The organism is Ensifer sp. R-19 (assembly GCF_049905105.1).
Lineage (GTDB): Bacteria > Pseudomonadota > Alphaproteobacteria > Rhizobiales > Rhizobiaceae > Ensifer.
Map to the genome: position 1 here is coordinate 1,678,911 of NZ_CP184570.1, position 22,833 is coordinate 1,701,743.

At 63.7% G+C, this 22,833-nt stretch carries 21 protein-coding genes; 13 read left to right on the plus strand and 8 right to left on the minus strand.

Annotated elements, in window-relative coordinates; translation table 11 throughout:
* Window positions 1–38: 38 nt before the first annotated feature.
* Window positions 39–1,490, minus strand: a complete 1,452-nt coding sequence (locus tag ACN9MO_RS26980; protein WP_425987158.1) for an amidase — start codon at window positions 1,488–1,490, stop codon at window positions 39–41.
* On the opposite strand from ACN9MO_RS26980, the gene ACN9MO_RS26985 reads away from it, so the two are divergent.
* Window positions 1,489–2,316: a helix-turn-helix transcriptional regulator gene (locus tag ACN9MO_RS26985; RefSeq protein ID WP_112996500.1), complete on the plus strand. Its 828-nt coding sequence runs from the start codon at window positions 1,489–1,491 to the stop codon at window positions 2,314–2,316. The two genes, ACN9MO_RS26980 and ACN9MO_RS26985, sit on opposite strands and share 2 nt — an antisense overlap.
* On the opposite strand, the gene ACN9MO_RS26990 is transcribed toward ACN9MO_RS26985, so the two are convergent.
* A complete protein-coding gene (locus tag ACN9MO_RS26990; protein ID WP_057255235.1) occupies window positions 2,317–3,648 on the minus strand; it encodes an APC family permease in 1,332 nt (443 codons plus the stop codon).
* 158 nt (window positions 3,649–3,806) lie between these two features.
* On the minus strand, window positions 3,807–4,637 hold the full coding sequence (locus tag ACN9MO_RS26995) for an alpha/beta hydrolase (RefSeq protein ID WP_057255234.1): 831 nt from the start codon (window positions 4,635–4,637) through the stop codon (window positions 3,807–3,809).
* Window positions 4,638–4,964: 327 nt separating this feature from the next.
* On the opposite strand from ACN9MO_RS26995, the gene ACN9MO_RS27000 reads away from it, so the two are divergent.
* The 7 genes from ACN9MO_RS27000 to ACN9MO_RS27030 all read left to right on the plus strand — a co-directional run bounded on the left by ACN9MO_RS27000 (window position 4,965) and on the right by ACN9MO_RS27030 (window position 12,025).
* A complete protein-coding gene (locus ACN9MO_RS27000; protein WP_057255233.1) occupies window positions 4,965–6,584 on the plus strand; it encodes a benzoate-CoA ligase family protein in 1,620 nt (539 codons plus the stop codon).
* Between the two features lie 4 nt (window positions 6,585–6,588).
* A complete protein-coding gene (gene kynA, locus ACN9MO_RS27005; RefSeq protein WP_113132553.1) occupies window positions 6,589–7,425 on the plus strand; it encodes a tryptophan 2,3-dioxygenase in 837 nt (278 codons plus the stop codon).
* A 42-nt stretch (window positions 7,426–7,467) separates the two neighbouring features.
* Complete coding sequence (locus ACN9MO_RS27010) at window positions 7,468–8,607, plus strand: ABC transporter substrate-binding protein (protein WP_057255231.1); 1,140 nt, start codon at window positions 7,468–7,470, stop codon at window positions 8,605–8,607.
* Window positions 8,608–8,700: 93 nt separating this feature from the next.
* Complete coding sequence (locus ACN9MO_RS27015; RefSeq protein ID WP_057255230.1) at window positions 8,701–9,621, plus strand: branched-chain amino acid ABC transporter permease; 921 nt, start codon at window positions 8,701–8,703, stop codon at window positions 9,619–9,621.
* Window positions 9,622–9,628: 7 nt separating this feature from the next.
* Window positions 9,629–10,600, plus strand: coding sequence for a branched-chain amino acid ABC transporter permease (locus ACN9MO_RS27020; RefSeq protein ID WP_113132552.1), 972 nt, complete (start codon window positions 9,629–9,631; stop codon window positions 10,598–10,600).
* Entirely contained in the window at window positions 10,593–11,342 is a 750-nt protein-coding gene (locus ACN9MO_RS27025) for an ABC transporter ATP-binding protein (protein ID WP_113132551.1), read from the plus strand. The genes ACN9MO_RS27020 and ACN9MO_RS27025 overlap by 8 nt, the downstream gene beginning before the upstream one ends.
* Window positions 11,339–12,025, plus strand: coding sequence for an ABC transporter ATP-binding protein (locus tag ACN9MO_RS27030; RefSeq protein ID WP_113132550.1), 687 nt, complete (start codon window positions 11,339–11,341; stop codon window positions 12,023–12,025). The genes ACN9MO_RS27025 and ACN9MO_RS27030 overlap by 4 nt, the downstream gene beginning before the upstream one ends.
* A 9-nt stretch (window positions 12,026–12,034) precedes the next feature.
* Here the strand turns inward: ACN9MO_RS27030 and ACN9MO_RS27035 are convergent, their stop codons facing one another.
* From ACN9MO_RS27035 to ACN9MO_RS27055, 5 genes are all read right to left on the minus strand, one after another.
* Entirely contained in the window at window positions 12,035–13,003 is a 969-nt protein-coding gene (locus ACN9MO_RS27035) for a pyridoxal-phosphate dependent enzyme (protein ID WP_113132549.1), read from the minus strand.
* A gap of 103 nt (window positions 13,004–13,106) precedes the next feature.
* A complete protein-coding gene (gene kynU, locus ACN9MO_RS27040; RefSeq protein WP_113132618.1) occupies window positions 13,107–14,354 on the minus strand; it encodes a kynureninase in 1,248 nt (415 codons plus the stop codon).
* Window positions 14,355–14,369: 15 nt separating this feature from the next.
* Window positions 14,370–15,293, minus strand: coding sequence for an ABC transporter permease (locus tag ACN9MO_RS27045; protein ID WP_057255225.1), 924 nt, complete (start codon window positions 15,291–15,293; stop codon window positions 14,370–14,372).
* A gap of 5 nt (window positions 15,294–15,298) precedes the next feature.
* Entirely contained in the window at window positions 15,299–16,078 is a 780-nt protein-coding gene (locus ACN9MO_RS27050) for an ABC transporter ATP-binding protein (RefSeq protein ID WP_057255224.1), read from the minus strand.
* A 64-nt stretch (window positions 16,079–16,142) separates the two neighbouring features.
* Window positions 16,143–17,132 (minus strand): ABC transporter substrate-binding protein, encoded by a 990-nt coding sequence (locus tag ACN9MO_RS27055; RefSeq protein WP_113132548.1) that lies wholly within the window; start codon window positions 17,130–17,132, stop codon window positions 16,143–16,145.
* A gap of 161 nt (window positions 17,133–17,293) precedes the next feature.
* Between ACN9MO_RS27055 and ACN9MO_RS27060 the strand changes: the two genes are divergently transcribed.
* From ACN9MO_RS27060 to ACN9MO_RS27080, 5 genes are all read left to right on the plus strand, one after another.
* A complete protein-coding gene (locus tag ACN9MO_RS27060; RefSeq protein WP_057255222.1) occupies window positions 17,294–18,055 on the plus strand; it encodes a GntR family transcriptional regulator in 762 nt (253 codons plus the stop codon).
* 102 nt (window positions 18,056–18,157) lie between these two features.
* Complete coding sequence (locus ACN9MO_RS27065; RefSeq protein ID WP_057255541.1) at window positions 18,158–18,679, plus strand: MarR family winged helix-turn-helix transcriptional regulator; 522 nt, start codon at window positions 18,158–18,160, stop codon at window positions 18,677–18,679.
* Between the two features lie 212 nt (window positions 18,680–18,891).
* Window positions 18,892–21,213 (plus strand): bifunctional salicylyl-CoA 5-hydroxylase/oxidoreductase, encoded by a 2,322-nt coding sequence (locus tag ACN9MO_RS27070; RefSeq protein WP_113132547.1) that lies wholly within the window; start codon window positions 18,892–18,894, stop codon window positions 21,211–21,213.
* Window positions 21,210–21,986, plus strand: a complete 777-nt coding sequence (locus tag ACN9MO_RS27075) for an SDR family NAD(P)-dependent oxidoreductase (RefSeq protein WP_057255220.1) — start codon at window positions 21,210–21,212, stop codon at window positions 21,984–21,986. The genes ACN9MO_RS27070 and ACN9MO_RS27075 overlap by 4 nt, the downstream gene beginning before the upstream one ends.
* Window positions 21,987–21,988: 2 nt before the next feature.
* Complete coding sequence (locus ACN9MO_RS27080; RefSeq protein ID WP_057255219.1) at window positions 21,989–22,831, plus strand: enoyl-CoA hydratase family protein; 843 nt, start codon at window positions 21,989–21,991, stop codon at window positions 22,829–22,831.
* The last annotated feature ends 2 nt before the right edge of the window (window positions 22,832–22,833 follow it).

Consider the following 22,833-nt stretch of genomic DNA (forward strand, 5'->3'; position numbering starts at 1 on the left):
GAGGGGTCGGAGCCGGCCGATCGTCGGCGGCGCGCACGTTACCAGCGCCACCGCTCCGCCCGGCCGACCGCAAGACCCGAAGCCTGCAACACGCTCTCGATGGCACCGCCGAGCGACAGCACGTCTTCATCGGCGTAGCGGCGACCGACCATCTGCAGGCCGACTGGGAGGCCATCATTGGCGAGGCCGACAGGCACCGACAGGGCTGGACACTGCGGCAGCAGGTTGAACGGGCAGGTCATGTCCAGCCCGCGAAAGCGCCCGTCCGGCGTATCGGCAATGTAGTCGTTGTCGTCCGCGTCAGCCGAGGGGGCCGTGACCGCGCAAGTCGGGCAGAGCAGCGCATCGTAGCGGGCGAGGATCATGGCGAGATCACGCCACATCGCAGTCCGGAGCAGTTCCACCCGTTTGTAGACTGTAGCATTCATACAAAGCCCGCGTTCGATGAGCTCGACGACGATCGGGTCCATGCGCTCGCGGTAGCCATCGATCGCGTCGCCGAAAAATGCGGCCATGAACACGCACCAGAGATCGTACCACTGGTCGTTGACGGCGCGGGACCAGCCGATGTCCACGGGTTCCACCGTGGCGCCAGCCGCACGAAGCTGCTCGACCGCCGCAAGGATCGCGGCTTGCACGGAGGCATCGACGCTGTAGTAGCCAAGGTCCAGCGAAAGGGCGAAGCGCCGGCCCGCAAGTGAGCCTGCTCTTGCCCGGTCGGCCGCGAAGGAGAGCGGCAACGAGGCGATATCCGCATCATCGGGGCCGGCAGCCGCTGCCATGAAAGCGACAGCATCGCTGACGGTGCGCGCCAGCGGGCCGAAATGGGATATGTTGTCGAAGACGCTCGGCAGGATGGTCATCGGAATTCGCCCCAGGCTGGGCTTGAGGCCAACGACGCCCGAAAGTGCTGCAGGAATGCGCACCGACCCGCCCATGTCCGTGCCTTCGGCGAAGGGAACCACGCCGGTCGCGACAGCGACCGCTGATCCGCCCGAGGAGCCGCCGGAGGTTCGCTCCGGATTCCAGGGATTGCGGGTCACGCCCCAGCGTGGGCTCGACGTGAAACTGGAATGGGCGAATTCCGGCGTCGTCGTCTTGCCGATCAGGATCGCGCCGGCAGCCTCCAGCCGCTCGATGCACAGCGCCGTCTCCGTTGGAATCCAATTTCCACGCGTCCAGGAGCCGAGCGTGGTGAGATCGCCTTTGGTCGGTGTCAGGTCCTTGGCGGCGAAGGGGACGCCGAGAAGAGCGGGCGTGTCACCGCCGGTTGCGACGCGTTCGTCAGCCGCCCGCGCCGATGCGATTGCCGCCTCCTCCCGCAGCAGCGTGAATGCGTTCAGCGTCTGATTGACGACTTTCGCGCGGCGCAGCGATTCGACAACGACCGCTTCAGCCGAAAAATGGCGGGCGCGGATGCCGGCAGCGATCTCCGTTGCGGGCAGGTCGAGCGGATGCGTGGGCGCAAGGGTGCGAGAAACCGTCTGCATGACTGCGGACTCCGTGCTAGGTCTTGTCTTCGACAGGTGGGGAATGGACGTGGCAGCAACATCCGGCGGAGCGAGCGCCTATATCGATGCCTGGAACGCCGGGCTCGCAGAGGCCATATCGAACCTCGGCGAGCCCGGCTTCCCGGAAACCCTGGAGCGCGCGCTTCGGCAACTCGTCGCCTTCGAAATGATGAACGGCTTTGCCTATTCGCCAGGCGGCAAGGCCTTCGATCTCCATAACGAGCGCATCGTCGGCGACCGCGTCACCATCGTCGATCACTACCTTGCCGGCGCCTATATCCTCGACCCGTTCTACGATGCTGTCCGCAACGCAAAACTCGACGGCGGCGTCCTGGTGATGCGACGGTTGGCGCCGGACCGCTTCACCGAGACGGAATACTTCCGCCGCCACTACCAGGCGACCGGCATCGTCGATGAGATCGGCTTCATTTTGAAGCTTCCGCATGTCGATGCCGTGCTGTCGCTCTCGCGCATCGGCGACGTGCCCGGCTTCTCCCGCCGTGACATCGCCCGGCTGGAAAGTGCTGCGCCGATCGTGCGGGCACTCGCCGAACGGCACTGGCGCGCGCGGTTCGACCCGCCCCGCGAGGAGGATGACGCCGCGGCGACGATCAGCCACCCGTTGCTCTCGAAACGGGAGCTGGAGATCGTGACCCTGATCCTCAAGGGTCACTCGACCTACTCCATCGCAGCGACGCTCGGCCTCTCGCCGAATACGGTCAAGGTCCATCGTCGCCAGGCTTATGCCAAGCTCTCCATTTCCAGCCAGGCGGAGCTCTTCCATCTCTTCCTCAGCCGCCGCTGATCATTCGACGAACTCCACTTCCGGCGGCGCTGACTGGAAGAACCGGGTGAGGTAGGCGAGATAACACACCCCAATGGCCAGCCAGATGATACCCAGGAGCTTGGCGTGGCCATCGAGATTCCACAGCAGGAACAGGTCGCAGACCGCGCCGACAGCCGGAACGACAAGCCCCAGCAGCGCGCCAAGCGGCCGGACGATTGCGTTGCCCTGCAGATAGAGCGCGATCACCGAGACATTGACGGCGGTGAAGGCGAGGAATGCGCCGAAATTGATGAAGGACGTCGAGGTCGTCACGTCGAGTGTGAGCGCAAGCAGGCCGACGATGCCGACGAGCACGAGGTTGAACACCGGCGTGCGCCATTTCTCATGCAGCTTGCCGAAGATCCCCATCGGCAACACGCCGTCGCGGCCCATGGCGAAAAGCAGCCGACCGACGCTCGCCTGTGCCGCAAGCCCCGAGGTGAACTGGGCAACCACGAGCGTGGCGAGGAACAGGGTCACGAAGATATCGCCGCCGATCATCAGAGCGATTTCCGACGCAGCGGAATCCACAGAGGTAAATTCGCCGCCGGGATGGGCGAGCTGCGTCACATAGGCCGAACCGGTGAAGATGATCCCGCCGATCACCGCGATGATCATGATCGCCTTCGGCATCGTGCGGGTTGGGTCACGCGTCTCTTCCGTCAGGGTTGAGACGGCGTCGAAGCCCAGGAAAGAATAGGCCGCGATTGCCGCACCGGCGACCGAGGCGCTGAACGGCACATTCGCTTCGAAGAATGGCCGCACCGACGCAAGCCCACCGACGCCATTGATGGCAACGACATAGCGTGCTGCCAGCGCGACGAAGGCGATCAGCACGGTGAGCTGCACCAGCATCAGCACAACGTTCACCCGGTTGGCGAAAGCGATGCCGATGACGTTTACCGCCGTCGTCAGCACAATGAAGCCGACGATCCACAGCCAGGCCGGTACGGCCGGGAAGGCGGAACCCAGATAGGCGGCGCCGATCAGCCAGATCACCATCGGCAGGAAGAAATAGTCGAGCAGCACGGCCCAACCGACGAGGAAGCCTGCACCGGAATTCAGCGACTTGCGGGCGTAGGTGTAGGCGGATCCGGCGACCGGATAGACCTTCGCCATGATCCCGTAGCTCGCGGCCGTCAGGAAAATTGCAAGCGCCGCGATGAAATAGGCCATCGCCGTCGTGCCCTGGCTTGCCGAGGCCAGCGCCCCGAACGTGCCGAACACGATCATCGGCGTCATGTAGGCAAGCCCGAACAGCACCACGGACCACAGACCAAGGGTTCGATCGAGTTTAATGTTTTGTGTCATGTTCCCCTCCTCCAACGAACAGACTGGAAGCGTCGGGGAAACCGAGGGCTATGCCAATAACCCTAGGGTGTTATGGCACCTCTCGATGACATTTCGAGGGCGAGCCAGAAGGGCGACCCAGATTTCGCAACCACCCGCCCTTGGTCCGGCACAGCGCTTCACACCGAAAGCAGGGTTCGCGTCAGCGGATGCCCGGCGTCGGCAAGGCCGTCGATGACGTTGAAGTGGTGCCTGTCCGGTTCGACGATGGCGGCCGTGGTTGCACCCAGTCCCGTCCAGATATTGGCAAGCAGGGCATTCTGGCGCAGGAACTCGGCGCGCTCGCCGCCGCCGACCCAGCAGGTGATGCGGGTATCCCGCATCGGCCGCAGCAGCGCCGGGCTTTGCGAAAGAGCCTCCGCCTCATCGATCGCAAGCTTCTCGTTCATCCCGGTCGACATGATCGGCCGCAGGTCATGCACACCCGAGATCGAGACGACGTTGCGGACGCGTCCCTGGACATCCGGCGAGAGCGGCGCGGTCGCCGTGATCATTCGGCTGACGAGATGGCCGCCAGCCGAATGGCCTGTCAGCATCAGCGGCCCTTCGACCAGCTTTGCTGCCTCACCGATTGCCGCGGCGACTTCCTCGACGATCCCGGTGATACGGATCTCCGGGCAGAGCGTGTAGGACGGCATGGCGACGGCGTAACCGCTGGCGACAGCGCCTGCGGCGAGATGCGACCAGAAGCTCTTGTCGAGCTGCAGCCAGAATCCACCGTGCACGAAGACGACCAGGCCTTTCGCCGCGCCATCGGGGAAGAAAAGGTCCATGCGATTTCTGGATCGCTCGCCATAGGCAAGGTCGAGTTTCGCCAGCCCTGATGCCGAAAGCGCATTGCGGAATGCCTCCGCCGGCCCAACCCATGCCTGCGGCCACCGGTCGCCCCGCGCAATGTTCACGCCATTGGCATAGGCGTCGTTCCAATCGGAAACACGGTGTTCCAGCATCGATGCAATCCTCCCTTCGATGTCTCCCCACGCATAGAAATCGCCTGCCCCATCAAGAAACGCAATGCGTCATTCAAAAAAACTTTAGGCTTGAAATAATTTTGGACTGGTGCGATGCTGCCCCATGTTCAGCCGAGAAGTGGAGGTCTCGCTGTGCCCATCACGATCACTGGAGCCGCCCTAGCGACGGCATGCGCCCATCGACGACGATGCGGCGAGGCTTGGCGTCTGTTCGCACGGCAGGGCTCCGCGCGACGACCAGAACTTTAGCCGGCTTTGAAAATGCCTGGACAACGGGCAGAAACTGAACAAGGGAACAGCCGCCATATGCTTGGACCGACTTCGCACGTCGATACGTTCACACGCGACCATCTGCCGCCACCGGAAGAATGGCCGGAATTCCGTCTCGAAGACTTCGACTACCCGGACCATCTCAACGCCGCCGTCGAATTGACGGATGCCATGGTCGCCAAGGGTTTTGGCGACCATACCGCGCTGATCGGCAACGGGCGCCGGCGAACCTACAAGGAGCTGTCCGACTGGACGAACAGGCTCGCCCATGCCCTCGTCGAAAACTACGGCGTGAAGCCTGGACACCGTGTGCTCATCCGCTCGGCCAACAATCCGGCCATGGTCGCCTGTTGGCTGGCGGCCACCAAGGCCGGCGCCGTGGTCGTCAACACCATGCCGATGCTCAGAGCCGGCGAACTGACCAAGATCGTCGACAAGGCAGAGGTCAGCCTGACGCTTTGCGATACCCGCCTGATGGACGAGATGATCGCCTGCGCCAAGGACAGTCGCTACCTGAAGCAGGTCGTCGGCTTCGACGGGACAGCAAACCACGACGCCGAACTCGACCGCATTGCGCTCGACAAGTCTGTGGTCTTCGAAGCGGTACACACCGGTCGTGACGACGTCGCCCTTCTCGGTTTCACCTCGGGCACGACAGGGGTCCCGAAGGCAACCATGCACTTCCATCGCGATCTCCTTGTTATTGCCGACGGCTATGCCAGGGAGGTGCTCGGGGTGACACCCGACGATGTCTTCGTCGGCTCACCGCCGCTCGCCTTCACCTTCGGTCTCGGCGGCCTTGCCATCTTCCCCTTGCGTTTCGGCGCGGCGGCAACGCTGCTCGAGCACGCGACGCCCGCCAACATGGTGGAGATCATCGAGAAGTACAAAGCAACGATCTCGTTTACCGCTCCGACCGCCTATCGGGCGATGATGAAGGCGATGGACAACGGTGCCGACCTTTCGTCGCTCCGGGTAGCGATCTCGGCGGGCGAAACGCTGCCGGGGCCTGTCTTCGAGGAGTGGACGGAAAAAACCGGCAAGCCGATCCTCGACGGGATCGGCGCGACAGAGATGCTGCATATCTTCATTTCCAACCGCTTCGAAGACCGCAAGGCCGCCTCGACCGGCAAGCCGGTCGGTGGCTACGAAGCCCGGATCGTCGATGACGAGATGCGGGAGGTCCCTCGCGGTACGGTCGGCAAGCTCGCGGTGCGCGGCCCGACCGGCTGCCGCTATATGGCGGACGCCCGCCAGCGCGATTATGTCCGCGACGGCTGGAACCTGACCGGCGACGCCTTCTACCAGGACGAAGACGGCTTCTTCCATTTCGCCGCCCGCTCGGACGACATGATCGTTACCGCCGGCTACAACATCGCCGGCCCCGAGGTCGAGGCGGCGTTGATCTCGCACCCGGAAGTCGCGGAATGCGCCGTCGTCGGTGCCCCCGATGCCGAACGCGGCCAGATCGTCGAAGCCTATGTCGTGTTGATTTCAGGCGTCTCGGCCGACGACGCGACGATCAAGCGCCTGCAGGATCATGTCAAGGCGACGATCGCGCCTTACAAATATCCGCGATCGGTCAAATTCCTGGAGAGCCTGCCGAAGACAGCCACGGGCAAGATCCAGCGGTTCCGATTGCGCTCGGAGAACTAAAACCATGAGCAAATCATACGATCCTTCGAAAGAAGGCGCCCAGATGTCGTTCAAGGGACGCATGTCCTACAGCGACTATCTCATGCTGGAGAAGGTGCTGGACGCACAGGAGCCGCTTTCCAAGGCCCATGACGAGATGCTGTTTATCATCCAGCATCAGACGTCGGAGCTCTGGATGAAGCTCGCGCTGCACGAGATCAACGCCGCAGTCCGCTCGATCCGCGACGACCGGCTGGAACCCGCCTTCAAGATGCTGACGCGCGTGGCGCGCATCTTCGAACAGTTGAACAGCGCCTGGGACGTGCTGCGCACGATGACGCCCAGCGAATACACCACGTTCCGCGAATCGCTCGGCCAATCCTCCGGCTTCCAGTCGTGGCAATACCGGGCGATCGAATTTCTCGCCGGCAACCGCAACGTCGCCATGCTCGGCCCACACGCGCACCGTCCCGACATCATGGAAAAGCTCGAGGCGATCCTGGCCGCGCCGTCGCTCTACGACGAAGCGATCCGGCTGCTTTCGCGCAACGGCTTCGACGTCGGGGACGAAACGAGCAAGACCGATTGGCGCGAAACGCGCGTGGAAAGCGACAAGGTCTTTGCGGCGTGGCAGACCGTCTACCGCGACCCGGAGCGCTACTGGATGCTCTATGAACTCGCCGAGAAGCTGGTCGATTTCGAGGACTATTTCCGCCGATGGCGCTTCAATCACGTCACGACGGTCGAGCGCATCATCGGCCTGAAGCGCGGAACCGGGGGTACATCCGGCGCGTCCTATCTGAAGAAGATGCTCGAAGTGGAACTCTTCCCAGAGCTCTGGCACGTGCGCACGGGTCTCTGATAGAACACAACTCATAAGGGAACCTATTAGGAGAAGAACAGCATGAACCGCATTCTGGCAGCGAGCCTTCTTGGCCTCTCGCTTGCGACGTCGAGCCTTGCCCATGCCGAGCCGGTGAAGATCGGCGTCATCACCACGCTTTCGGGCGGCGGCGCCGGCCTCGGCATCGACATGCGCGACGCCTTCACGCTGGCAATCAAACAGTCGGGCAACAAGGACGTGGAGCTGGTGATCGAGGACGATGCCCAGAAGCCGGAACTTGCGGTTCAGATCGCCGAGAAGATGATCCAGGGCGACAAGGTCGACCTGATGACGGGCATCATCTGGTCGAATCTCGCCATGGCGGTCGTGCCGAACGCGGTCGCGCAGGACGTGATCTATCTCTCACCGAATGCCGGTCCTTCGGCACTGGCCGGTGCGAACTGCAACCCGAACTATTTCAACGTCGCCTACCAGAACGACAATTTCCATGAGGCGATGGGGCAATACGCCAACAAGGACTACAAGAACGCCTTCATCCTGGCGCCCAACTATCCGGCCGGCAAAGACGCGCTGACCGGCTTCAAGCGCTACTACAAGGGCGCTCTTGCCGGCGAGATCTACACGCAGGTCGGCCAGACGGATTATGCCGCCGAAATCGCCCAGATCCGCGCCTCCGGCGCCGATACCGTCTACTTCTTCCTGCCCGGCGGCATGGGCATCGCCTTCATGAAGCAATATGCGCAGTCGGGCGTGAACATCCCGGTCATGGGCCCGGGCTTCTCCTTCAGCCAGGACGTCCTGCCGGCGATCGGCGACGCTGCCCTTGGCGTCAAGAACTCAGCGACCTGGTCCAAGGACCTCGACAACGAAGCCAACAAGAAGTTCGTGGAGGCCTTCAAGGCCGAGTACAAGCGCCTGCCCTCGATCTACGCCGCACAAAGCTGGGATACAGCAAACCTGATCCTCGCCGCGCTATCGAAGGCAAGCGTCAAGGACAAGGACGCCTTCCGCGCGGCGCTCAAGGCGGCGGACTTCAAGTCGGTGCGCGGCAAGTTCACCTTCAACAACAACAACCACCCGATCCAGAACATCTACGTTCGTGAGGTGGTGAAGGAAGACGATGGCGTCCTGACCAACAAGATCATCGCCACCGCCTTCGAAGACCACAAGGACGCCTACGCCGACAAGTGCAGCATGTAACGCTCGCACCCGTCGTTGCCCGGATGCGCGGCCGTGACGCCGCCATCCGGTCGATGACCCGCGTCATCCCGACATCAAGCTTGGACCGACCTCTTGTTCACCGCACTCCTGATCGAACAACTGCTCAACGGGCTACAGCTCGGCGTCATGCTGTTTCTAATGGCCGCCGGCCTGACCCTGATTTTCGGGGTCATGGGCCTGATCAACCTTGCCCACGGCTCGCTCTACATGATCGGCGCCTTCGCCTGCGCCACGGTCGCCGCCGCCACCGGCTCCTTCTGGATCGGCCTGATCGCCAGTCTTGCGGCAGCCGCGGGCGTCGGTGCAATCATCGAGGTTGCCGTCATCCGCAGGCTCTATGATCGTGACCATCTCGACCAGGTGCTCGCCACCTTCGCACTGATCCTGATCCTGTCCGAGGGCGCGCGCTGGCTCTTCGGCTCCTTCCCGCTCTATCTCGACATACCGCCCATGCTGCAGGGCGCGGTGCCTCTGCCCGGCGGCGGCCAGTACCAGCTCTATCGGCTGGCGATCATCGGTGTCGGCATCGCGGTTGCCATCGGTCTCTATCTGCTGATCGCCAGGACGCGGCTCGGCATGCGCATCCGCGCGGGCGAATCCGACCGCGAGATGATCGGCGCGCTCGGCGTCGACATCGGCACGCTCTACACGGTCGTCTTTGCGCTCGGCGCGGCACTCGCGGGTCTTGCCGGCGCCCTGGTCGGCGCGCTGCAGTCGGTGCAGGTCGGCATGGGCGAGCCGGTGCTCATCCTCGCTTTCGTCGTCATCGTCATCGGCGGCATCGGCTCCATCAAGGGCGCGCTTGTCGGCGCTGTCATCGTCGGCGTCGTCGACACGATGGGCCGCTTCCTGCTCCCATCGGTCCTGGCGCTCACCATGCCCGCATCGCAGGCGACTACGATTGGCGCGGCGCTCGCTTCGATGCTGATCTATGTGGTCATGGCCCTCATCCTCGCTTTCCGGCCGAGCGGCCTGTTTTCGGCACAGTCGTGAGGTCAAGATGAGCCGCGAAACCACCGTCAACCTGCTGCTTGCCCTTCTGCTTCTCGGCGCACCGCTTGTCGCCGCCGGCATGGGCGAACCCTTCTATGTGACGCTCGCGACCCGCGTCGTCGTCCTGGCGCTTGCCGCCGTCGGCCTCAACCTGGCGCTCGGGTCCGGCGGGCTGCTGTCCTTCGGCCACGCAGCCTTCTTCGGCCTTGGCGGTTATGTCGCCGGCATCCTCGCCACCCACGCCTTCAATGGCGAGCCGCTGTTTGCCGGCATTCCGGCGACAACGTCGATGCCGCTCATCTGGATAGCGGCCGTGGCGGTTGCCGGCCTCATCGCGCTGCCGATCGGCGCGATCAGCCTGCGCACATCAGGCGTCTATTTCATCATGATCACGCTCGCTTTCGCGCAGATGATCTACTATTTCGCGATCTCCTGGCCGGCCTATGGCGGCGAAGATGGTCTCTCGATGTCGGTGCGCAACGCCTTTCCCGGCGTCAACACCGCCAAGCCCCTGCCCTATTTCCTGATCTGCTATGCGGCACTCATGGCCGCACTTCTCCTGTTCCGCGTGGTCGAGGGTTCGCGCTTCGGCAGCGCCCTGCAGGCGGCGAGACAGAATGGAATCCGCCTTGCCGCCGTCGGCATCGCGCCCTTCAATATTCGGCTCGTCGCGTTTGCCGCCTCGGCCATGATCACCGGATTTGCCGGCGCGCTCTATGCCGACCTCAATCGCTTCGTCGGGCCCTCCATGCTCTCCTGGCACATGTCGGGCGAACTGATCGTGCTGATCATCCTCGGCGGCAAGGGCCGCCTGTTCGGCCCCGTCGCCGGCGCGATGATCTTCGTCTTCTTCGAATATGTGCTCGGCGGTATCACCGAGCGCTGGCAGTTCTTCCTCGGCCTCATCCTGCTCGGCATCGTGCTTTTTGCACGCGGCGGGCTGCTGGGCCTTCTCTCCGGAAAGCCGCGCCATGTCTGAGCCTGTTCTCGAAATCCGCGATCTCCGCAAATCCTTCGGCGCCCTCAAGGCGACCGACGGGGTCAGCCTTGAGCTTCGTCCGGGACAGATCCATGCGCTGATCGGTCCGAACGGTGCCGGAAAAAGCACGCTGATCCACCAGATCGCCGGTTCGCTCAAGGCCGACAGCGGCAGCATCCGCTTTCTCGGCGAGGATATCAGCGGGCTCGACATGGCAGCCCGCGCGAGGCTCGGCCTTGCGCGCAGCTTCCAGATTTCGTCGCTGGCGCAGGAGTTCTCAGCGCTTCGCAACGTCATGCTGGCGGTGCAGGCGCGGCAAGGCAGCAGCTTCCGCTTCTTCCGCCAGGTTACGAGCGATAGGGACCTGACCGAGCCGGCAATGGCGATGCTCGAGCGTGTGGACCTCGCCGCGCGCGCCCATGTGCCGGCGGCAGAGCTTTCCCACGGCGAGCGCCGCCAGCTCGAAATCGCCATCGCGCTGGCGCTTTCGCCGAAGGCGTTTCTGTTCGATGAACCGATGGCCGGCATGGGGCCGGAAGGTTCCAAGCGGCTGACGACGTTGCTCGACGGCTTGCGCCATGAAGCGCCGATGCTGCTGGTGGAACACGACATGGACGCGGTCTTTGCGCTTGCGGATCGCATTTCCGTGCTCGTTTATGGCCGCATCATCGCAACAGGCACGGTCGATGAAATCCGCAGCGATCCGGACGTTCGCCGCGCCTATTTGGGAGAAGCCGCGTGAGCCTGCTCGAACTGAAAGGTCTCGAAACCTTCTACGGCGCATCGCAGGCACTCTTCGGCGTCAATCTCGATGTGCGGGAGGGCGAGGTGGTCGCGCTCATGGGCCGCAACGGCATGGGCAAAACGACGACGATCAACTCGATCCTCGGCCTCGTGCGGCCGCGCTCCGGCGCGATCAGCTTCGCCGGCAAGGTGATCTCGGGCATGCGACCGCACCGGATAGCGAGACTCGGCCTGGGCCTCGTGCCCGAAGGACGGCGCTGCTTTCCCAATCTCACCGTCATGGAGAACCTGGTTGCCACGGCCCGCGGCAGCGAGTGGACCTTCGAGAAAGTGGTCGCGCTCTTCCCCCGTCTCGGCGAACGGCGTGACCAATATGCCAACACGCTTTCGGGCGGCGAGCAGCAGATGCTTGCCATCGGCCGGGCGCTGATGACCAATCCTAGCCTGATCATTCTCGACGAGGCAACCGAGGGGCTTGCGCCGGTGATCCGGCAGGACATCTGGTCGGCGATCCGCACGCTGAAGGTCGCCGGCCAATCGATCCTCGTCGTCGACAAGACGCTTTCGGAATTGCTTCCGGTGGCCGACCGCTGCTTCGTCCTGGAAAAGGGTGCGACGGTGTTCGAAGGATCGCCGGCAGCGCTGACACCGGCACTTCAGGACCGCTATCTCGGCGTCTGAGCTTGCCGTTCAGGCCGAGGGAATGCCGCCGCCAAGGACCACGGAATAGGCAGCCGCGTCGATGTTGCCGCCCGAGATGACGCAGACGATGTTTCCGGTCAGGTCGGGCCGCGAGATCGCGGCGGCGAGCGAGGCGGCCCCTGCCCCCTCGGCGACGACTTTGGCCTTTTTGAACAGAAGCCGCATCGCATCGGTCACCTGGGCCGGGCTGACGGCAATCGCCCCGTCGATGAGTTCCCGTGCCACTGGCCAAAGCTGCGGCACAAGCGATGGCGCGCCGATGCTCTTGATGAACGACGGGCGGGTCTCGATCGTCACGATCCGTCCCGCCGCAAGTGCCGCCGAAACCGGAGCGGCGCTGTCATCCTCGGCGGCGAAGACACGGCAACGGTCGGAAGTGGCCTTGACAGCGCTTGCGACCCCGGTCGTCATGCTGCCGCCACCATAGGGGGTGAGCACCACGTCGACATCGGGCAAGTCCTCGATGATTTCCATGCCGATGGAGCCGTTGCCGGCAAGCACCGCCTGATCGGTCACCGGATTGATCAGCAGTTCCGGCGCATCCGGACGGGCCGCATCGGTAATGTAGTCCCACCAGGTCGCGGTACTGACGAAGCGCACCTCGCCGCCAAGCTCGCGCACGCCGTCGATCTTCGTCTGCGGCGCGCCGCGATACATGTAGGCCACCATCGGCACACCGATGAGGCGGGCGGCCCAGGCCATGCCATAGGCCATGTTGCCGGAACTGGTGACGGCCATGCCGTTTTGCAGATCGGCCGGATCACGCGACAAGAGTGCGTTCAGCGCCGGGCGAAGCTTGAAGGCGCCGATCGGAGAGAGCGTCTCCAGTTTCAGAAAGATCTGGCGGTCCGGGAACCCAAGGTCGAGCCGCACCAGCGGGGTTCGCGCGAAGTGGGGAGCGATGCGGCCGCGAGCGTCCGCGATTTCGTCCGGTGTCGGGCGCTGCGGCGCAGTCATTGCGAAGTCTCCTGTCTGCCTCACGCGTTCGGGCGTGCGGATCGCGACCTATGACTCGGCTTTCGACTCCGGACGGCAGACCGCCCGCAGTCCACCATCGAGATCAGGTCACGGCTGCGCGGACCGCAAAGCGCGCGTCCTGCCATGCGCCCGTGAGAAGGATCTCTTCAAGGATTCCGACCGCCCGCCAAACATCGGCATAGCTCACATAGAGCGGCGTGAAGCCGAAGCGCATCGTCGTGGGGGCGCGGAAATCGCCGATGACGCCACGGGCAATGAGCGCCTGCATGATCTCGTAGCTGTTCGGATGGCTGAACGAAACCTGGCTTCCGCGTTTTGTCCCGTCGCGCGGGCTCTCGAGTTCCAGGCCGTAGGCAGCGCATTTCGCCTCGACGAGCGTGATGAAGAGATCGGTGAGCCGGATGCTCTTCTCGCGCAACTGGTTCATGTCGACTTCGTCCCAGACGTCGAGCGCGCCCTTCAGCGCCCGCAGCGACAGGATCGGCTGCGTGCCGCAGAGGAAACGACGGATGCCCTCGCCGGCCGCATAGTGCTTCTCGAAGGCGAAGGGGCGGGCATGGCCCCACCAGCCGGTGAGCGGTTGGCGGATATCGCCGTGATGACGGGTCGCGGCATAGATGAAGGCAGGCGCGCCAGGACCGCCGTTCAGGTACTTGTAGGTGCAGCCGACGGCAAAATCGACATTGGCGCCATCGAGATCGACAGGCAGGGCGCCGGCGGTATGGCAGAGATCCCAGATGACCAGCGCGCCATGCTCATGCGCCTTGCGTGTCAGCGCCGCCATGTCGCGCAGTTCACCGGACTTGTAGTTGACATGGTTGACCAGAACCACGGCAACGTCGCTGTTGATCAGGTCCTCGATATCGGGCGCATCGACCCCTTCGAGCCGCAACGAAGCGCCCGAGCGCGTCGAAACCACGCCCTCGGCCATGTAGAGGTCCGTCGGGAAACTGCCGCCTTCGCTGACGATGACAGAGCGATCGGGCCGCAGCGCCACGGCCGCGTGCAGGGCCTTGTAGATGTTGATCGACGTCGTATCGCAAACGACAGTCTGGCCGGCGGCCGCCCCGATCAGCCGCCCGACCCGGTCACCGAGCGCAAGCGGCATCTCGAACCACCCGGCCGTGTTCCAGCTGCGGATGAGATCCTGCCCCCATTCCTCGGTCGCGGCCTTGCGAAGTTCGTCGAAAGCGGCGGTCGAGGCGACGCCAAGCGAGTTGCCGTCCAGGTAGATCAGGTTCGGCGGCAAGATGAAACGCTCGCGCATCGGACGCAGCACATCGGCCGCATCCATCGCCTCGATCGCAGCAAAATCAGGAACTGCATTCATGAAGGTGGTCCTCATCTATTCGCGAACGGTTTCGCGGGCAGGTGCCGGTCCGCGGCTTCGCTTGAGGCTCGGAAGAGCCAGCATGGCGAGAACGAACAGGCCGGTCGCAAGTTTCAGGTCCGGCGGTGGCATACCGGCCGCCAGGCAGAAGGAAACGAGTTGGTAGTAGACGATCGCACCGACAAAGGGGGCCGCGAGCTGGCGCAGCACGCTTTGCTTGCCGACGATCGCCTCGCCGATCATGAGCGCCGCAAGGCCGTTGATCAGGATGCCGAGGCCCATGTTGACGTCGGCGAAGCCCTGCGACTGCACCATCAGCGCACCGCTGCCTGCGGAAAACGCGCCGGCAAGCCCGACACCGCCGATCGTCGCCAGCCAGACGTTGATGCCTTGCGCTTCGGCCATATCAGGGTTGGCGCCGACGGCACGGACGGCGGTGCCCTTCTCGGTGCGGAAGAAATGATAGAGCACGAAGAAGACAACGAGCGCGATCAAACCGGCAACGACAATCTTGCTTGCCGGGAAGCCCGGCTGCAACCCCGGCGCCCAGTCGAACACCGTCGTTGCGCCGAAGACCGAGAGGTTCGACCGGCCCATGATGCGCAGATTGATCGAATAGAGCATCGTCATCATCAGGATGCCGGCGAGCAGGGTGTGGATCCGGAACCGCAGGTGGATGAAAGCCGTGCAGCAGCCGGCAACGAAGCCGGCGACGAGCGCGATGGCGATCGCGGCCAGCGGCGACATCCCCGCCGCCATCAGCACGCCGCAGACGCAGCCGCCGAGCGGAAACGCGCCTTCGCTGGTCAGATCCGGGAAGCTCAACATGCGGAACGGGATCATGATCCCGAGCACCACGAAGGCGAGGATCAGGCTCTGCGCCAGAGTGACGGGAACGAGCGAGACGAAGCTCGCGATGGTGTTTTGAAGAATATCCATGATCGTCAGCTCGCCAGGAACATGCGGTCGGTTTTGACGGAGAAATGGCCGATCAGCTCAGGCACGGTCGTCTGGGCCTTTTCCTTGCCGTCGATCTCGAGGCGGACGCGCCCGGCATCGAGCATGATCACCTTGTGGCCGAAGTCCACCGCATGCTGCATGTTGTGTGTCACCATCAGCGTCGTCAGCTTCAGCGCCTCGACCGCGCGGATCGTTGCCTGCATGACGATATCGGCGGTGCGGGGATCAAGTGCTGCGGTATGCTCGTCGAGCAGCAGCAGTTCCGGCTCACCGCCGACCGCCATGATCAGCGACAGCGACTGCCGCTGTCCGCCGGACAGAAGCTCCACCCGCGTATCGAGACGGTTTTCGAGGCCAAGGCCTAGCAGCGACAGCCGTTCCTTGTAGGTGGCGAGCCGCGTCGTATTCAGCCCGCGACGCAGGGTGCGCTTGTTGCTGCGCAGTTCGGCGAGCAACATGTTTTCCGCCACCGTCATGCTGGCGGCGGTGCCGCGCATCGGGTCCTGGAAAACGCGGGCAAGCCGCATGGCACGCTTGTGCACGGGCATGGCCGTCACGTCGTCGCCATTGATGACGACCTGGCCGCTATCGAGCACGAGCGCGCCGGAGATGGCGTTGAGCATGCTGCTCTTGCCGGCGCCGTTCGAGCCGATGACGACACCGAATTCGCCTGTGGCGAGGCTGAGTTTGAGGCCGTCGAGCGCGACCTTCTCGTCTGCCTGCCCCTTGTAGAAAACCTTGCGGGCCGATCTGATTTCCAGCATTGGCTCCCCCTATCCGTGGAGTGACGGCGCTCCCGGCGCCGCCACTGTTGAGACCAATTGGAGATCAGTCGACGACGCAGCTGCAGTCGGTGGCGAGCGCTGCCGGCACTTCGATGCCGAAGGCGGCCGTCGCCTTTTTCGAGATCAGCGGCGCGTGGTCTTCATAGCTCGGGCGCGACGGCGCGATGGCCTTCGGGTCCTTGCCTTTGAGGATTTCCGCAGCGATCTTGCCGGCATTGACGCCGACCTGCTCGTAGTTGACGGCAAAGCTTGCCGGCACGACGCCATCGCGGACGGCGCCATCGTCGGAATTGACGATCGGGATCTCTGCCTGGCGTGCCGCCGCAGAAACGGCACCGATTGCCGGCTGCAGCAGGTTGGATGCGGGCGTGTAGATCACGTCGGCCTTGCCGGCGAAGGAGGCGATGCGCTGCTGAATGTCGTTGACGTTGTCGACGCCGACAGCGACGACTTCGAAGCCGGCGGCAGGTGCGGCTTCCTTGATCTTGTCGAGCAGCGCCGTGTCGTTCGCCTCGCCCGGGTTATAGGGCACGCCGAAGCGCTTGGCTTCGGGCAGCAGCTTGCGGGTAAAGGCCATCACGGCGCCAACGTCCTGAAGGTCCGTCGCACCGGTCATCCCCTCGTCACCGGCCTCCCAGGACGGAACGAGCTTGGCGGCCACCGGATCGGTGACGGCAGAAAAGACAACCGGGATGCCGGAGCCGGCGAGCGCCTTCTTGGCGATCTGCGAGACCGGCGTGGTGATGGTGTAGATCAGTTTCGGCTGTTCGGCCTGCAGCTTGGCAATCATCTGCGGAACCAGCGAGGCGTCGAAATTGGTGTGGCTCTCGGTGTAGACGACGTCGCTGCCTTCGACGAAGCCGTTTTCAGCCAGCGCCTTCTTGAAGCCGGCGATCGACGCGCTCAGTTGTGGATGTTCGCCGAAGTTGGCGATGCCGATGCGGATCGGATCAGCGGCAGCCGTTCCCAGCCCCCACGCCATTGCGCCGGCGACGACCAACCCCGAAAGCCAAGTGCTCTTAAGCCTGCTCATACATCCCTCCCAGAATTTGACGAGCGTTACCGCCCTCCTCGGCGGCGTGCGTGGATGATGGCGACGGTCGGAGGTCTTGTCAAATAAATATATATATTTTCATCTGAGCCGCAGAACTATATATAATTGTTGCGATCCGATGCGGGCGTTAAGGGAACTTGATGCAAGACCACGAACAGTCGACCAAAACCGAATCGGCCTACCGGTTGCTCCGCCGCGACATTCTGGCGACGCGGCTGCAGCCCGGCGCACCGATGAAGCTGAGCGCGCTGCGCGAAAGCTACGGGATCGGCTGGACGCCTCTGCGCGAAGCGCTGTCGCGGCTGGAAGCGGAGGGTCTTGTCACGGCCATCAGCAATCGCGGCTTTGCCGTCGCGCCGGTCTCGCGAGAGGCGCTCGACGACCTCACCCGAGCGCGGCAGGTCGTCGAAATTCCGCTGCTCATCGAGTCGATCGAAAATGGTGACAGCGCATGGGAGTCCGCCGTCGTCACCGCCCACTATCGCTTGTCGCGCTGCAAGATTGCCGTCGAAAACGTCTCCGAAAGCGAGATCGACGAGTGGGACGAGAAGCATGCCGCCTTTCACACCGCGCTGATCGGTGCGGCGAGATCGAGCTGGCTTTCCCGCTTCCAGGCGACGATCTCCGACCAGCTCCGCCGCCACCACCGATTCCTGAGCCTTGCCCCCACACTGCGCGCTGCGGCAGGGATGAGCGAGGGCTACGAGGAAGCGGTTGCCGCCTTGCAGGACGCGATGGCGATAGAGCATCATACGGAATTGATGGAGGCCGCACTCGACCGCGACGTCGACCGCGCCCGAAAGCTGATGACCGACCACATCGGCTTTACGGTCAATGTCTACGACCAGTCCGAAGATGGCGGCCGCCCTGCAGCGCTGTTGCCGCGGCATGCGTCCAAATGACGGCGCGTGACAGCCTGTCCAAGAGCCGGAAACGTCTCTAAAAAGCAAAGAGACAGGGAAGTGCCTGCCAAGGCGCAGGAAAAGAAGCGGGCGTTTGCAATGATGGGTGAAGACAAGTTCGATACTTCGCCGGAATGGGTGGATGGCGAGACCAAGGCGCTCGAAGCTCCAGGCGATCACCGCGCCGAGCTCAGGCTCTGGCTGCGCCTGCTGACCTGCTCGACGCTGGTCGAGAGCGAGATTCGTCGCCGGCTTCGGGAAGAATTCGATTCGACCTTGCCGCGCTTCGACCTGATGGCCCAGCTCGAACGCGCCCCTGACGGCATGGTGCTGGGCGAAGTTTCGAAGCGCATGATGGTTTCGCCCGGCAACATTACGGTGCTGGTGGAGCGCTTGACCGAGAGCGGCCACATCAGCCGCACGACGCTCCCGACGGATCGCCGCGTGCAGGTCATCGCGTTGACCCCCTTCGGCCGCGCCGAATTCGAGAAGATGGCAGCAACCCATGCCGATTGGATCTCCGACCTGTTCGCGGGTGTTTCACCGCAGGACGGTGGCGTGCTGATGGACGAGCTTGCCAAGCTCAAGCGGTCCGTTATCGCTTCCCTGGCCCGCAACTCCTGAGGGCAACACTCTTCCCTTTTCCCAAGAGCATAGAGCGGCGTGATGACCACGCGCCGTCGTCTGAACGCGCGTATAGGCATCACGTCGACCCAAAACAATTTTAAGCTTGAAATTTCTCCCGAACGAGTCCACCTTGTTCCCAGCAGTCCGGGATGACGGCCAACGGCATCTCGACAGCGACCCACGCAGCCGGAACTCGGGAGGAGAACGACATGCGGATCGTCTGTATCGGTGGCGGGCCAGCCGGGCTCTATTTCGCGCTGCTGATGAAGCGCCAGCACCCGGAACACCACGTAACCGTGGTCGAGCGGAACCGCGCCTTCGACACCTTCGGCTGGGGCGTCGTCTTCTCGGACGCAACCATGCAATCGATGCGCCAATGGGATCCGGAGACAGCCGAGGCGATCGAGATCTCCTTCAACCATTGGGACGATATCGAGCTGGTCTTCAAGGGCCGCAAGATCAGGACGACCGGCCACGGCTTCGTCGGCATCGGCCGCAAGAAGATGCTCAACATCCTTCAGGAGCGCTGCCTCGAACTCGGCGTCGAACTGGTGTTCGAGCAGGATGTCGAGAGCGACGAGCAGTTCGCCGACGCGGATCTGATCATCGCCTCCGACGGCGTCAATTCGCGCATCCGCAACAGATACGCCGACGTATTCCAGCCCGATATGGTCGTTCGGCCGAACCGCTATGTCTGGCTCGGCACGAACAAACAGTTCGACGCCTTCACCTTCGATTTCCAGCGCACCGAACATGGCTGGTTCCAGGCGCACATCTACCGCTTCGACGAAAACACCTCGACCTTCATCGTCGAGACCACCGATGACGTCTTTAGGGCCCATGGTCTCGACCAGATGGACCAGCAGCAGTCGATCGAATTCTGCGAAAAGCTCTTTGCCGGGACCCTCGACGGCCACAAGCTGATGACCAATGCGCGCCATTTGCGTGGCTCGGCCTGGCTGAATTTCGGTCGGCTGATCTGCGAGAAGTGGAGCCATTTCAACGGCCGCAGCCACGTCGTTCTGATGGGCGATAGCGCCCATACAGCCCATTTCGCCATCGGCTCAGGCACCAAGCTTGCGATCGACGACGCCATCGAGCTCACCCGGCAGTTCGACATTCTCGGCCACGACAAGGCCAATATCCCCGCCGTTCTCGCTGCTTACGAGGAGGTACGCCGGGTCGATGTCGCCCGCATCCAGAATGCGGCCCGCAATGCCATGGAGTGGTTCGAAGTCGCCGGCACGCGTTATGCCGATACGCTGGAGCCCGAGCAGTTCATGTATTCGATGCTGACCCGCTCGCAACGCATCAGCCACGAGAACCTTCGCCTCCGCGACAAGGACTGGCTTGAAGGCTTCGAGCGCTGGTTTGCCGAACGCGCCGGCGTCGAGCCGGCCGCAAACGGCACGGTCCCGCCGCCGATGTTCACGCCGTTCAAGCTCCGCGGCCTGACGCTGAAGAACCGCATCGTCGTTTCGCCGATGGCGATGTATTCGGCGACCGATGGCGTGCCGAACGATTTCCACTTGGTGCATCTCGGCGCGCGCGCCATGGGGGGCGCCGCTCTCGTTTTCCCGGAAATGACCTGCGTATCGGCCGATGCCCGCATCACGCCCGGATGCCTCGGTCTCTGGAACGACGAGCAGGCGCATGCCTTCAAGCGGATCGTCGATTTCGTGCACCAGCAGACACCCGCCAAGATCGGCATCCAGCTCGGCCACGCCGGACGCAAGGGCGCAACCAAGCTCGCCTGGGAGGGCATCGACCAGCCCTTGAGCGAAGGCGCCTGGCCGCTCATCTCGGCGTCTGCCCTGCCCTATCTCAAGCATTCGGACACGCCGCGCGAAATGACGCGTGCCGACATGGACCGCGTCATCGCGGACTTCGTGCACGCTACCGAACGGGCCCGCGATCTCGGCTTCGACATCCTCGAACTGCACGTGGCGCACGGCTACCTGCTGTCGAGCTTCCTGTCGCCGCTCACCAACCTTCGCACGGACGAATATGGCGGCGACCATGCGGCTCGCGCCCGCTTCCCACTCGAGGTGTTCCATGCGGTCCGCAAGGCCTGGCCCGAGGATCGGCCGATGTCGGTGCGCCTTTCGACGCATGACTGGCACGAAGGCGGCAACACGCCCGAGGACGCGGCGATCTTTGCCCGCCTGTTCAAGGAGGCCGGCGCCGACATGATCGACTGCTCCTCCGGTCAGGTGGTGAAAGAGGAAAAGCCGGTCTACGGCCGCCTGTTCCAGACACCCTTTTCCGACAAGATCCGCAACGAGATCCAGGTCGCGACGATTGCCGTCGGGGCGATATCCGAGGCCGACCACGCCAATTCCATCATCGCTGCCGGTCGCGCCGACCTCTGCGCGATTGCCCGCCCGCATCTGGCCGACCCATCCTTCGTCATGCATGAGGCGGCAAAGATCGGCTATGACGATCAGCCCTGGCCCAAGCAGTACCACTCCGCCCGCGCGCAATATGTGAACAATCTGGCGCGTGCGGCAACGACGGCGGGCAAGCCATGAGCAAGAGGCACGCCCTTGTCACAGGCGCGGGCAGCGGGATCGGCAAGGCGATCGCGCTTGCGCTTGCCGCCGACGGCCATATCGTCAGCCTTGCCGGGCGACGCGCAGCACCGCTGGAAGCCGTGCGAGCAGAGATTCTCTCATCGGGCGGCGAAGCCCACGTCCACCATGGGTTTGACGTGACCGACCCGTCCGCCATCGAGCAAGGCATTGCGGCTGCGATTGCCAAGAGCGGAGAGATCGCCGTTCTCGTCAACTGCGCCGGCGAAGCGCCCTCGGCGCCGTTCGAGAAGACCGATCTCGCGCTCTGGCAGCGGGTAATCTCGATCAACCTCACCGGCGTCTTTCTCGTAACGCAGGCAGCCCTTGCCTCCGTGCGCCGGGCCGGCAACGGCCGCATCGTCAATGTCGCAAGCACGGCGGGCCTCACCGGCTATGCCTATGTATCTGCCTATTGCGCATCGAAGCACGGCGTCGTCGGGCTGACGCGCGCTCTGGCACTCGAGCTGGCGCGAACCGACGTGACCGTCAATGCCGTCTGCCCGGGTTTCACCGACACGCCGCTGATCGATGGCGCACTCGACACGATCAGCGAGAAGACCGGTCGTTCGCGCGAGGAGGCACGTGCCAGCCTTGCCCGTTCCAATCCGCAAGGGCGCCTGGTGACCCCGGATGAGGTGGCAGACACGGTCTCCTGGCTGGTGTCGGAAAGAGCGACCGCAATCACCGGCCAGGCGATCGCCGTTGCCGGTGGCGAAGTTCTCGGAGGATAGAGATGACAAACCCGATGCAGGCCAAGAAGCGCGCCTTTAAGGACTACAAGGCCAAGCACTTCCTGTTCGAAACGGACGCGGACGGCCGGGTCGCGACGATCACGCTCAACCGTCCGGAAAAGAAGAACCCGCTGACCTTCGAGAGCTACGAGGAGCTTTGCGACCTCTTCCGGTCGCTTGCCCGCGCCAGCGACGTGCGCGCCGTGGTGCTGACCGGCGCCAGCGACAACTTCTCCTCCGGCGGCGACGTCTTCGAAATCATCGAGCCGCTGACGCGCATGTCGATGCCGGACCTCTTGGATTTCACCCGCATGACCGGCGAACTGGTGCGCCAGATCCGCGCCTGCCCCCAACCCGTGATCGCGGCCGTGGACGGAATTTGCGCCGGCGCCGGGGCTATCTTGGCGATGGCTTCCGATTTCCGCGTCGCGACGCCGGAAGCGAAGACCGCCTTTCTCTTCACGCGCGTTGGGCTCGCGGGTGCAGACATGGGCGCCTGCGGCATTCTTCCCCGCATCATCGGCCAAGGCCGCGCCGCCGAACTGCTCTTCACCGGCCGGGTCATGACCGCGCCCGAGGGTCATGCCTGGGGCTTCTACAACGCCCTGCACGAGCGTGCGTCGCTGCTTGCCGAGGCGCAGAAATTCGCACGCACCATCGCCGATGGCCCCTGGTTCGCCCATGCGATGACAAAGAAGATGCTCGACCAGGAATGGGCGATGGGCATCGACCAGCTGATCGAATCGGAAGCCCAGGCCCAGGCGATCTGCATGGCGACCGGCGATTTCCGCCGCGCCTTCGAGGCCTTTGCCGCCAAGGCGAAGCCGGAATTCAAAGGGAATTGAGC